9 protein-coding genes are annotated in these 12,957 nt (G+C 70.3%); 6 read left to right on the top strand and 3 right to left on the bottom strand.

The genetic code is table 11. The features are described from left to right. Nucleotides 1-84 precede the first annotated feature (84 nt). The 5 genes from AB0N66_RS20275 (at nt 85) to AB0N66_RS20255 (ending at nt 7,605) form a co-directional block, all read left to right on the top strand. Entirely contained in the window at nt 85-465 is a 381-nt protein-coding gene (locus tag AB0N66_RS20275) for a MerR family transcriptional regulator (RefSeq protein WP_365436596.1), read from the top strand. 80 nt (nt 466-545) lie between these two features. Continuing rightward, nucleotides 546-1,631, top strand: coding sequence for an esterase-like activity of phytase family protein (locus AB0N66_RS20270; RefSeq protein ID WP_365436593.1), 1,086 nt, complete (start codon nt 546-548; stop codon nt 1,629-1,631). Nucleotides 1,632-1,750: 119 nt separating this feature from the next. Beyond that, nucleotides 1,751-5,485: an ABC transporter ATP-binding protein gene (locus tag AB0N66_RS20265; protein WP_365436590.1), complete on the top strand. Its 3,735-nt coding sequence runs from the start codon at nt 1,751-1,753 to the stop codon at nt 5,483-5,485. Between the two features lie 84 nt (nt 5,486-5,569). After that, nucleotides 5,570-5,959 (top strand): hypothetical protein, encoded by a 390-nt coding sequence (locus AB0N66_RS20260; protein ID WP_365436587.1) that lies wholly within the window; start codon nt 5,570-5,572, stop codon nt 5,957-5,959. A 185-nt stretch (nt 5,960-6,144) separates the two neighbouring features. Beyond that, on the top strand, nt 6,145-7,605 hold the full coding sequence (locus AB0N66_RS20255; protein WP_365436584.1) for a S28 family serine protease: 1,461 nt from the start codon (nt 6,145-6,147) through the stop codon (nt 7,603-7,605). Between the two features lie 22 nt (nt 7,606-7,627). On the opposite strand, the gene AB0N66_RS20250 is transcribed toward AB0N66_RS20255, so the two are convergent. From AB0N66_RS20250 to AB0N66_RS20240, 3 genes are all read right to left on the bottom strand, one after another. Beyond that, nucleotides 7,628-8,296, bottom strand: coding sequence for a hypothetical protein (locus AB0N66_RS20250; protein ID WP_365436581.1), 669 nt, complete (start codon nt 8,294-8,296; stop codon nt 7,628-7,630). A gap of 175 nt (nt 8,297-8,471) precedes the next feature. After that, on the bottom strand, nt 8,472-10,295 hold the full coding sequence (locus AB0N66_RS20245; protein ID WP_365436578.1) for a glycoside hydrolase family 3 N-terminal domain-containing protein: 1,824 nt from the start codon (nt 10,293-10,295) through the stop codon (nt 8,472-8,474). Nucleotides 10,296-10,928: 633 nt separating this feature from the next. After that, the gene (locus tag AB0N66_RS20240; protein ID WP_365436575.1) at nt 10,929-11,846 is read right to left on the bottom strand and encodes a LysR family transcriptional regulator; all 918 of its coding nucleotides are present in this window, start codon (nt 11,844-11,846) and stop codon (nt 10,929-10,931) included. Nucleotides 11,847-11,976: 130 nt separating this feature from the next. Here AB0N66_RS20240 and AB0N66_RS20235 point away from each other — a divergent pair, with 130 nt between their 5' ends. Beyond that, a complete protein-coding gene (locus AB0N66_RS20235) occupies nt 11,977-12,939 on the top strand; it encodes an EamA family transporter (protein ID WP_365436572.1) in 963 nt (320 codons plus the stop codon). The last annotated feature ends 18 nt before the right edge of the window (nt 12,940-12,957 follow it).

Genomic DNA, 12,957 nt, shown 5'->3' with positions numbered 1-12,957 from the left:
CAGAGACGACGGGGCTCAGAGACGACGGGACTCAGAGACGACGGGACTCAGAGACGACGGGACTCAGGGAAGAGGGAATACGGCATGCGCATCGGCGAAGTGGCCACCAGGGCGGGTGTGAGCGTGCGAGCCCTGCGCTACTACGAGGAGCAGCACCTGCTCACCTCCGAGCGCAGCCCCAGCGGGCAGCGCCACTACTCGGAGGACGCCGTCGAGCGCATACAGCTGATCCAGCAGTTGTACGCCGCCGGGCTTGCGAGCCGGACGATCGCGGACCTGATGCCGTGTGTGTTCACCCGTGAGGTGACGCCGGAGCTGCTCGACCGGCTCGTGGCCGAACGCGGCCGCATCGACGAGCAGGTCAGGGGTCTGACGAAGACCCGGAACCGGCTCGACGAGATCATCGGCATGGCCACCACGGCGCATAGCCAGGGCCGACTGTGCCCCAAGGAAGCCCGCGGCTGAAAGCCTCCTCCGGCTCCCAACTCCCCGGAATTCACGGCCAGTACGCCTGCCCTGAACTGGCCGCCGCCTACCGTGGCGCCATGCGCCTGCGAACCGTACTCGCCACCGTCACCGCCGGCCTGGCGGCGGCCACCACTCTGACCGCGGCCGGGCCCGTCACCGCGGCCCAGGTCACCGTCGCCCCAGTCGGCGCGACCAACGCCTGCTCGCCCTCCGTCTCCATCGCCGGCTTCTCCGACGCGCTCGACAAGACGACGTACGAGGGCACCTTCGTCGGCAACTTCTCCGCGCTCGCCGTTGACCGAAACGGTCAGATCGCCGCCGTCTCCGACCGGTCCTCGCTCTTCACCCTCGACGCGAAGACCCTGGCGCCCACCAGCGTCGTCCCGCTCGCCGACGAGAACGGCGCCGCGCTCGACTCCGAGGGCCTGGTCGTCGACCTCCCCCACTCTCGGCTTCGCTCGACCGGGGGGACCCCCATCGGCACGCGGCTGATCTCCTCCGAGACCGAGCCCTCCGTACGCCGTTACTCCCGCGACGGTCAGATCCTGGGCCGCCTCCCCGTACCGGACTCGCTCAAGGTCGCCCCCGCGGGCCGCGCCACCAGCAACCAGACCTTCGAGGGCCTGACCCTGCTGCCCGGCGGGCGCACGCTGCTCGCCGCGATGGAGGGCTCGCTGTCCGGCGACACCACGGGCATCGTCCGCTTCCAGACCTGGGACCGGAAGGCTGCCGGCAAGACCTTCCAGCTCGCCGCCCAGTACGGCTACCGCACCGACACCGGTCTCGGCGTCTCTGAGGTCACCGCCACTCCCGACGGCCGCCTTCTCGTCCTGGAGCGTGGCTTCACCGCGGGAGTCGGCAACACCGTCCGTCTCTATCTGGCGGACCCGCGGCACGCCACGGACACCGGCGACGAGGCGACGCTCACCGGGCAGGACGGCGTACGACTGGTCAGGAAGACCCTCCTCGCCGACCTGGTGAACTGTCCTTCACTGGGCGCCACGGCCAAGCAGCCGCAGCCCAACCCGCTCCTCGACAACATCGAGGGGCTGACGACCACCGGCTCCACCAAAGGCCGCCTGAACCTCCTCCTGGTCAGCGACGACAACCAGAACGCGGCGCAGATCACCCGCTTCTACTTCCTCCGGGTCCGCCTGCCCTAGAAGCGGCCGTAGCGCTCCCGCAGAGGCCGTCGTAGAGCTCTGATTGTTACGGAGGGATGAAATCCGCTTCGTCGAGCGTTGGTGCCTCCGGCGGACTGAGATCTACGGAAGGCACCCGCGTGGCAACGCAAGGGGGATGGGCACGGCGACTCGCCGGGTACGCATGGCGGCACCCGAGGGAAGTCGTGCTCGCGCTCGGTTCCTCCTTGGCGGGTATGGCCGTACTGGCGCTCGTCCCGCTGATCACCAAGGTGATCATCGACGACGTGGTCGGGAACCACACCCGGGACATGGCCCCCTGGGCGGGCGCGCTGATCGGCGCCGCCTCCCTCGTGTACGTCCTCACCTACATCCGCCGCTACTACGGCGGTCGCCTCGCCCTCGACGTCCAGCACGACCTCCGTACCGCGATGTACGCGACGATCACCCGGCTCGACGGGCGCCGCCAGGACGAGCTGTCCACCGGGCAGATCGTCGGGCGCGCCACCAGCGACCTTCAGCTCATCCAGGGTCTTCTCTTCATGTTGCCGATGACCATCGGCAACGTACTTCTCTTCCTGATCTCACTCGGGATCATGGCCTGGCTGTCCTTCCCGCTCACCCTCGTCGCGCTCGCCGTCGCGCCCGCCCTGTGGGTCGTCGCCAAGCGGAGCCGCTCCAGGCTGCATCCGGCCACCTGGTACTCGCAGGCCCAGGCGGCCGCCGTCGCGGGTGTGGTCGACGGCGCCGTCAGCGGCGTACGGGTGGTGAAGGGCTTCGGGCAGGAGGAGCAGGAGACCGGGAAGCTCCGCGAGGTCGGGCGCAGGCTCTTCGCGGGGCGGCTGCGGACGATCCGGCTGAACTCCAAGTACACCCCGGCCCTCCAGGCCGTCCCCGCCCTCGGTCAGGTCGCGATGCTCGCGCTTGGCGGCTGGCTCGCGGTGCGCGGGCAGGTCACGCTCGGCACGTTCGTCGCGTTCTCCTCGTACCTCTCGCAGCTGGTCGGACCCGTGCGGATGCTCGCCGTGGTGCTGACCGTCGGGCAGCAGGCCCGTGCCGGCGCCGAGCGCGTGCTCGAACTCATCGACACCGAGCCGTCGATCAAGGACGGGACGAAGTCCCTTCCCGCCGACGCGCCCGCGACCGTCGAGTTCGACGACGTGTCGTTCGGATACGAGGAGGGGCGGCCGGTTCTCGACGGGCTGAGCTTCGAGATCCGCCCGGGCGAGACCCTCGCCGTCGTCGGCTCCTCCGGCTCCGGCAAGTCGACCGTCTCGCTGCTGCTGCCGCGTTTCTACGACGTGACGCACGGCGCCGTTCTCGTCGGCGGCCACGATGTGCGTGAGCTGACCACCCAGTCGCTGCGGGCCGCGATCGGGCTCGTGCCCGAGGACTCCTTCCTCTTCTCCGACACCGTCCGCGCCAACATCGCGTACGGCCGCCCGGACGCGAGCGACGAGGAGATCGAGTCGGCCTCCCGTGCCGCCCAGGCGGACCGCTTCATCGCCGAGCTGCCGAACGGCTACGACACCAAGGTCGGCGAACACGGCCTCACCCTCTCCGGCGGCCAGCGCCAGCGCGTCGCGCTCGCCCGCGCCATCCTCACCGACCCACGTCTGCTCGTCCTCGACGACGCCACCTCCGCCGTGGACGCCCGGGTGGAGCACGAGATCCATGAGGCGCTCAGCCAGGTGATGGAGGGCCGCACCACCCTCCTCATCGCGCACCGCCGCTCCACCCTCAACCTTGCCGACCGCATCGCCGTACTCGCCGACGGCCGGCTGGCCGACATCGGCACGCACGACGAACTCCAGCGGCGCTCCCCGCTGTACCGGCGGCTGTTGACGGACCCGGACGAGCTGGGCGGCGTCTCCCCGGGACACGCCCTGCCCGTGGAGCCACGGGAGGACACCTCCGTACGCGACGAACTGGACGCCGAGTTCGATGCCGAGCGCGGGGTCACCCCCCGCCTGTGGACCGGCGACCGCGAGCCCAAGGACAACGCGCTCACCGGGATGCCGGCCACCCCCGAACTCCTCACCCAGGTCGAGGCGTTGCCCCCGGCCACCGACACCCCCGGCATCGACGAGGCACGGGCGGTCGCGCCCGAGGAGTCGTACGGACTGCGCAGACTGCTGCGCGGATTCGGACGTCCCCTCCTGCTGAGCCTCGGGCTCGTCGCCGTCGACGCCGGCATGAGCCTGCTGCTGCCCGTGCTGATCCGGCACGGTATCGACCAGGGTGTCTCCGAGGTCGCGCTCGGCGCGGTGTGGGCGGCGTCCGGTCTCGCGCTGGTCACGGTGCTCGTCCAGTGGACGGCGCAGATCGGCGAGACGCGGTTGACCGGGCGGACCGGGGAGCGGGTCCTGTACTCGCTCCGCCTGAAGATCTTCGCGCAGCTGCAACGCCTCGGACTCGATTACTACGAACGGGAGTTGACCGGGCGGATCATGACCCGGATGACGACGGACGTGGACGCGCTGTCCACGTTCCTCCAGACCGGACTTGTCACCGCCTTCGTCTCCGTTGTCACCTTCTTCGGCATCCTGGTCGCGCTCCTCGTGATCGACGTACAGCTGGCGCTGGTCGTCTTCGTGGCGCTGCCACCGCTGATCGTCGGCACGTTCTTCTTCCGCCGGGCGAGTGTGAAGGCGTACGAACTCGCCCGCGAGCGGGTGTCGTTGGTCAACGCCGACCTTCAGGAGTCGGTCTCCGGGCTGCGGATCCTCCAGGCGTTCCGGCGCGAGGGATCGGGCGTGCGGCGGTTCACGGAGGGCAGTGACAGCTACCGCCAGGCGCGCAGGCGCGGGCAGTGGCTGATCTCCGTGTACTTCCCCTTCGTACAGCTGCTGTCGTCGGTGGCCGGGGCGGCGGTGCTCGTCGTGGGCGCGCAGCGCGTCGACGCCGGGACGCTCACGACCGGCGCGCTGGTGGCTTACCTCCTCTACATCGACCTGTTCTTCGCGCCTGTGCAGCAGCTCTCGCAGGTCTTCGACGGCTACCAGCAGGCGACCGTGTCGCTGGGCAGGATCCAGGAGTTGCTCCGGGAGCCGACCTCGACGAAGGCCGCGGACAAGCCTCAGCAGGTGCTCTCCCTGCGGGGTGAAATCGCCTTCGAGGACGTCGACTTCGCGTACGGGGACGACGAAGAGGCCCTCAGCGACGTGTCGTTGACCATCCCCGCCGGGCAGACCGTCGCCTTCGTCGGCGAGACCGGCGCGGGCAAGTCGACGCTCGTGAAACTGGTCGCGCGCTTCTACGACCCGACCGGCGGGCGAGTGATCGTCGACGGCACGGATCTGAGATCACTGGACCTGACCTCCTACCGGCACCGGCTCGGCGTCGTCCCTCAGGAGGCGTACCTCTTCCAGGGGACGGTCCGTGACGCCATCGCGTACGGGCGTTCCGACGCGACCGACGCCCAGGTGGAGGCCGCCGCCCGCGCGGTCGGCGCGCACGACATGATCGCCACGCTCGACGGCGGCTACCTCCACGAGGTCGCCGAGCGCGGCCGCAACCTGTCCGCCGGCCAGCGCCAGCTGATCGCGCTGGCCCGCGCCGAACTCGTCGACCCGGACATCCTGCTCCTCGACGAGGCCACCGCCGCCCTTGACCTGGCGTCGGAGGCACTGGTCAACCAGGCCACCGACCGGATCGCCGGCCGCCGTACGACCCTCGTCGTCGCCCACCGCCTGACCACGGCCGCGCGCGCGGACCGGGTCGTGCTCATGGATCATGGGCGGGTCTCCGAGGACGGCACCCACGAGGAGCTGCTCGCGCTGGGCGGCCAGTACGCCGAGTTGTGGCGGACCTTCGTCGGGGCGCCCGAGCCGGGGGCGCCTGAGCCGGGGGCGCCCGTCGGTCGCCCGGCCTGACCACCTCGCGCAACCATTCGATACGCGCTGTGCGTCCGTACCCCAGTACGCACATGGGCTTGCGGTACGGGAGGGACGACAGTGGTGGACAGTGCCGCGGTACGCCGACGGATGGCGCTCGGTGTGGCCGTGCTGACCGCGGCCGGGCTGCTCGCACTGGTGAGCCCCGGCAGCGCGGCGGCCGCGGCCTCGTCCTGCGCGGGACGCAAGGTCCGTACGCTGCCCTTCTCGACCGGATCCGTGCACGTCTACCAGCGCAGCGGCTACGTCTGTGCCATGACTTTCCCCAAGACGCCGGGGTCCCGCAAGAAGATGTCCGTCAGCGTGCAGGCGCGCGGTGGCCGGCCGGTGGTCGACGACGGGCACTTCTCGCACCGCGCGGGTCCGGTGACGGTCCACGCGGGGCGGCGCTGCGTGTGGATCAAGGGCGCTGTCGGCGGGGGTTCGGTGAGTTCGGGCTGGATCCTCTGCTGAACGATCCGGATGTTCTGCTCAGCGCTCCGTTTGCTCCACTCGGCGCTCCGGATCGCTCAGCGGAATGATCTCGATTCTCGGCTGATTCACCGCATACCCACAGGGTTTGCGCAATTGCCCCTGGTGTCACGCGAGTTGCTCCGCTAGGTTCCGGCGGACATCTGCGTTACTCCAGGGGAGGGTGCATGCGCAAGGCGCTCAGATGGCTGCTGGCGCTCACGGTGCTCATAGGCACGTTGAGCACGGCCGGAGCGGCCACCGCCGCTCAGCCGGAGGCCACCACCGGCACCACAAGTACGGCAAGTGCCGCTAGTGCGGACATACTGGACCGGCTTCTCGCGATACCCGGGATGAGCCTCATCCAGGAGAAGCCGTACACCGGCTACCGCTTCTTCGTACTCAACTACACCCAGCCGATCGACCACCGGCACCCGTCCAAGGGCACGTTCCAGCAGCGCATCACCGTGCTGCACAAGGACACCGCGCGCCCGACGGTCTTCTACACCGGCGGCTACTCCGTCTCCACGAACCCCAGCCGCCGCGAGCCCACCCAGATCGTGGACGGCAACCAGGTCTCGATGGAGTACCGCTTCTTCACTCCGTCCCGGCCCGACCCGGCCGACTGGTCCAAGCTCGACATCTGGCAGGCGGCCAGCGACCAGCACCGCATCTTCCAGGCCCTCAAGCCCATCTACAACAAGAAGTGGGTCTCCACGGGCGGCTCGAAGGGCGGCATGACCGCCACGTACTACGAGCGCTTCTACCCGCGCGACATGGACGGCGTCGTCGCGTACGTCGCGCCCAACGACGTGGTGAACAAAGAGGACTCGGCGTACGACACCTTCTTCGCCAACGTCGGCACCAAGGAGTGCCGCGACAGGCTGAACGCCGTGCAGCGCGAGGCGCTCGTACGCCGTGAGCCGCTGGAGAAGACGTACGCGGCCTACGCCGCCGAGAACGGGTACACCTTCACCACGGTCGGCAGCCTCGACAAGGCGTACGAGGCGGTCGTCCTCGACTACGTGTGGGGCTTTTGGCAGTACAGCCTGCTGGCCGACTGCGACACGATCCCGGCCGACGCGGTGAACGCCACGGACGAGGAGATCTGGACCTCCATCGACACGATCTCCGGGTTCTCCTTCTACACGGACCAGGGCCTGGAGCCGTACACGCCGTACTACTACCAGGCGGGTACGCAGCTGGGTGCTCCCACCATCACGTTCCCGTACATCGAGAAGAGCCTGATCCGCTACGGCTACCAGCCGCCGCGGAACTTCGTGCCGCGGGACATCTCGATGAAGTTCCAGCCGTCGGCGATGCGTGACGTGGACACCTGGGTCAAGAACAACGCCAACCACATGCTGTACGTCTACGGTCAGAACGACCCGTGGGGCGCCGAGCGCTTCCGCCTCGGCAAGGGCGCGCACGACAGTTACGTCTTCACGGCGCCCGGCCTGAACCACGGCGCCAACGTCGCCGGCCTCGTCGCCGACGAGAAGGCCCTCGCCACGGCCCGCATCCTGCAGTGGGCGGGCGTCGCCTCGGCCACGGTCCAGGCGGACCCGTCGGCGGCCAAGCCGCTGGCCAAGTTCGATACGAAGCTGGATGTTCGCGACGTCGAGCGCGAGCCCACGCTGCGGCCATAACTCTCCTGCTGCGCCCGCCCGTTCACTGCACCGGGCGGGCGCAGCCCACCGACTTGGTGCCGCCGAGCTGGACGTACAGCTCGGTGGAGGCCGGGCACTGGGAGCGGTCCTCGACCGCCGACATCACCTTGTACTCCGGGGGTTTCTTGCCCTTGCCGTCGCACGCGGTCTCGCGTACCTGGCCGCTGCCGGAGCTGTAGACGCAGTCGCCGACGACGGTGCGGGGGCCTCCGCCACCGCCCGGGTCACCGGGGTGTGGGGGTTCGAGCTTGCGCATGCAGGCGTAGCCCTGCGGGATCGCGCCGTCGCCGTCCTCGTCGGAGGCGGGCCGCATCTCGCTGATGTGCAGGACGAAGTCCGTGTTCGCGGGGCAGGAGGGGCCGTCCGCCACCTTGCCGTCGTAGCGGGCGACGACCCGCGCCGCCGCCCGTTCGCTGGTGCAGAGCACCTCGGTGAAACTGGTCGTCCCGAAGGAGCTGCACTCGTCGACGGCGAGGAACACGGCGCCGTAGCCCGCGGGCGTTGTCGACGCCGTACCCCCCAAGGGTCCGGACGCGGACGGCTCGGACGGCCCGGACGAGGTCGACAGCGCGTCACAGCCGGTGAGTCCCGACACCGCCAGCACGCACGCCAGCGCACACGTCAGCACCCTGGCCCGCAATGTGCCCAGCACGGCACTCGCAGTCCGCATGGTTCGCATGGCAATCCCCCCGATACCTTCGCCCAGCGTGACCCGCGACAGCGGGCCACGCCAGGCGTACGGGGTGCTTTGCGTCACTTGGGGGTGGTGCGCCGGGTGTGCGGCGTACGCGGCATACGTCGGATGACCCGCTCGTACGACGTCCGCTGTCCGACCGATACCCCGACTAGTACCTCAACCCGTACCCGATGGGATACAGCTCCCGCGCCGGATCGTCCACCCGCTGCACCGGCACCGGCAGCTCGCCCCGCGGTTCCGCGCGGCCCGCGATCACCCTTGCCGCCGCGCGCAGTTCGACGTCGGTCCAGGAGTACGCCGCCAAGTAGGCCGGAACATCGGGGAGTTGGGCCACGTCGTACGGGTTGCGGATGGCGACCGCGATCACCGGGACGCCCGTGGCGAGGAGTTGGCTGACCAGGGTCTTCTGGGAGCTGGCCGCCGTCACGTTGTACGTCCCGACGACCACCGCGTCCGCGTCGCCGGCCGCCGCGACGGCGCGGGCGATCGTCGCGGCCGAGGGCGCTGTGCCGGTGGACAGTGCCGTCGCCGAGAAGCCGAGTTCGGTGAGGGCGGTGGCGAGGACGGTGGTGGGCGGTCCGTCGCTGAGGGACGGGGAGGCCGGGTCGGCGCCCACGACCAGCACCTTGGGGGAGCGCCGCCGGGAGAGCGGAAGCAGGTCCTCCTTGTTGACGAGCAGGGTGGTCGTTCGCTCGGCGATCCGGTCGGCGGACCTGAGGTGCGCCGTCGTGCCGACGGACCGGTCTACGCCGGCGTCGGTGACGTACGGGTCCTTGAGCAGGCCCAGCTTCGACTTGAGACGCAGGACGCGCAGGATCGACTCGTCGAGGCGCGCCTCGGTCAGCTCGCCGCCCCGTACGGCCGTGAGGACGGCGTTCCAGGCGATGTCGAGGGAGGGCGGGTTGAGGAGCTGGTCGACACCGGCCTTGAGGGCCAGTACGGGGACGCGGTCGTCGCCGTACTTCGTGCGGACGCCCTCCATGCCGAGCGAGTCGGTCACCACGAGCCCGTCGTAGCCGAGTTCCCCGCGCAGGATGCCGGTGAGGATGGTCGGCGAGAGGGTGGCCGGGTCACCGGAGTCGTCCAGTGCCGGGACCATGATGTGCGCGGTCATGATCGAGTCGATGCCGGCGCGGATGGCCGCCCGGAAAGGCGTGGCGTCGAGGGTCTCCCACAGCTCCCGGCTGTGCGTGATGACCGGGAAGCCGTAGTGGCTGTCGACCGCGGTGTCCCCGTGCCCCGGGAAGTGCTTGGCCGTGGCCGCGACACCGGCGCCCTGATACCCCTTCACCTGCGCGGTGACCAGCTCCGCCACGGCGTCCGGGTCGGCGCCGAAGGAACGTACGCCGATGACCGGGTTGGCCGGGTTGACGTTCACGTCGGCGACCGGGGCGTAGTCCTGGCGGATGCCGAGCGCGTGCAGTTCGACGCCGGCGATACGGCCGGCCGTGCGGGCGTCGTCCCGCGACCCGCCCGCGCCCAGGGCCATCGCGCCCGGGAGCAGCGTCGCGGGCTTGCCCACCCGTGCCACTATCCCGTGCTCCTGGTCGGTGGAGATGAGGACGGGCAGCCCGCGGGGCTGTGCCAGGGAAGCCCGCTGGATCCCGTTCGACAGGCCCGCGATCTGGTGCGGATCACGCGTGTTGTGCGCCCACGCGAAGTAGATGATCCCGCCGACGCGGTACTTGGCGATCAGCGCGGCCGCCGTCCTGACGCCGATCTCCTTGAGGTTGGCATCGATGTCGGCCTGGTCGGGCGCGGTCGCCGAGTGCCCGTACACCCGCATCACGAAGAGCTGGCCGACCTTCTCCTCCAGCGTCATACGGGAGATGAGGGCGCGCAGTTCGGTGTCGTCGTGTGGGCCGGCGTACGCGCTGGTGCCGCCGGCGAGGGCGGCGGTGACGCCCGCCGTGGCGGCCAGAACCGTACGTCTGGACGGTCGTGCCGTGCTTCCCGTGCTGGAGTCGCGCACGTGGCGCTCCTTCCCTCATGAAGGAAACTTCCGAGGAGTCACGAATATCCGGGAAGTTTCTTCCAGTCAAGGGTGCGCGCACTGACGCGCGGCGGGTCGCGGCGGGGTCGCGGTGGGGCCGCCACCGGCGCTGTTGGAGGGGGGCGCGCCGGTGACGGCATGCTGCCGGCCGCAGGCGGCGGAGAGGGAAAGTCAGCTTTCGCAGCCAGCAGCGAGGCCGACACCGCTCTACGGAGACTCATCCGGCAGCTTGCCGATTGGACGAAGGGGAGGGGGTCCGGGTTCCCGGAATGCGGGGATGGCCGGAAGTTGGGGAAGGGGGTTCGGGTGGGGGAGAGGGGGCGCTGTAACCGTCGTCTTGGCTGTGGGCGTGCGTGCCGCTGTAACCGTCGTCTTGGCTGTGGGCGTGCGTGCCGCTGTAACCGTCGTCTTGGCTGTGGGCCGCGTCCCGCTCTAGCCGTCCTAGCTGTGGGCATGCGTGCCGCTGAGGGCGGCGCCCGTCCCAAAGGAGCGGCACCCCGTACAGCGCCGGGCTGCGCACCCACCCCGACCCCAGCCCCCACACCGGGCACCCGGCAAGCACCCCCGACCTCAGCCCCCGACGCCGGGCACCCGGCCCCGGTAAACAGACCCTCAGCGAGACGCGTGCTCCGACGCAGACGGCCAGTGTGCCTGCAACGTCCGCACCATCTCCGCGATAGCGGGTCGCCGAGCCGCCCCCGTACGCCACAGCGCGTACAGCCGCCGTACGGGCACGGGATCGAGCGAGACTTGGACGACCCCGTCGGGAAGCGGCCCCCGCCCGAGCCGGGGGATGAGCGTGACCCCCAGCCCCGCCGCGACCAGCGCGACCAGCGTCGGGTTCTCTTCCGCCTGATGGGCGATGTCCGGCTCGCACCCCGCCGCCCGCAGCGTCCGTACGAGCCAGTCGTGGCACACCCGCCCCGGCGGTTGACAGATCCACCGCTCACCCTTGAGATCCTCCCGCCGCACGGTCGCCCGCCCGGCGAACGGATGCCCGGCAGGCACCAGCAGATCGCAGGGGTCGTCCCCGATCACCGCCTGCTCCACCCCTTCGGGGGCGGGCAACCGGGCGATGTCCCAGTCGTGGGCCACGGCCACGTCCACCGCACCCTTGGCGACCAGATCGACGGACAGATGCGGATCCATCTCGGTCAGTCGGGTATCCAGCGCGGGATGCCGCCGCGCGAGATCCGCGAGTACGCCGGGCATCAGCCCCCGCGCCGCCGACGCGAACGCCGCCACGCCGAGCCGTCCGGCCGGCAGCCCCCGCCGCTCCTCCAGCTCGATCTCCGCCCGCTCCACAATCGCCAGCAACTCCCTTGCGGTGGCGGCAAGTTGCTCGGCCTGCTCGGTGAGCCGTACGCCACGCCCCTGACGTTCGAGGAGTACGGTCCTGGTCTCCCGCTCCAGTTTCGCGATCTGCTGGGACACGGCCGAGGGCGTGTACCCGAGCGCGGCAGCGGCGGCGCCGACGGTGCCGTGGACGGAGACGGCGTGCAGGGCGCGCAGCCGTTGGAGATCGAGCACGGGGCCTCCCGGGTGGCGGTGACGTAGCCGCATCACAGACGACGTACCCACATCACATAAGCATCGCTACATCCAACCATGCAGAAATCGGTGCTGGTGCTACATGGTGTGGAGGTCCGATGCTCGACCCATGCGACCCACCCACATTTCCCTCGCCGTCCTTGTCGCCGCCGTCTGGGGCCTGAACTTCACGGTCATCGAGGTCGGCCTCGACCACTTCCCGCCCCTGCTCTTCTCGGCACTGCGCTTCCTGGTGGCCGCACTGCCCGCGGTCTTCTTCGTGGGCCGCCCGAAGGTGGCGTGGAAGTGGATCGTGGCGGTGGGTCTGGTGCTGGGGGTCGCGAAGTTCGGGCTTCTCTTCATCGGCATGGACGCGGGCATGCCGGCCGGCCTGTCCTCCCTCGTAATCCAGATCCAGGCGGTGTTCACGGCCCTGTTCGCCATCGCGTTCCTCGGTGAACGCCTCACCCGAGTAAGGCTGTTGGGCATGGCGGTGGCCCTGTGCGGGGTGGGCCTGGCGGCCGTGGACGAGGGCGCGGCCGGCCCCGTCGGCGCCTTCGCCCTGGTCATCGTGGCCGCGGCCTGCTGGGGCGTGTCCAACGTCCTCACCCGCAAGGCGTCCCCGCCGGATCCGCTGAACTTCATGGTGTGGGTCAGCACCGTTCCCGTACTGCCGCTGCTCGGCCTCTCCCTCCTCACCGAGGGCCCCTCCCGCGACCTCGACGCGCTGCGCGCCCTGGACTGGCAGGGCGCGGGTGTCGTGGTCTACGTCGCCTGGATCACGACGGTCTTCGGCTTCGGCGCGTGGGGCTGGCTGCTGCACCGCCACCCGGCCTCCACGGTGGCGCCGTTCTCCCTCCTGGTCCCGGTCTTCGGGATGTCCTCCGCGGCGCTCTTCCTGGGCGAGTCGATCAGCCCGCTGCGGTGGGGAGCGGCGGCGCTGCTGGTGGGCGGGGTGGGGCTGACGTCGGTGGTGAGGCGGCCAGAGGCAGGTGGAGAGTCCGGGGCGGGTGGACCGTCCGGGGCGGGGGGAGCGACGACGCAGGCGACAGGGGCTTCCCCTTCTCGTGCGCGAATCGACGTGCCGTCGTGACCACGCTTATGGGGTGCT

This window comes from Streptomyces sp. NPDC093544, from assembly GCF_040683495.1.
Classification (GTDB): domain Bacteria; phylum Actinomycetota; class Actinomycetes; order Streptomycetales; family Streptomycetaceae; genus Streptomyces.
This window is presented reverse-complemented; position numbering and strand designations above follow the sequence as displayed.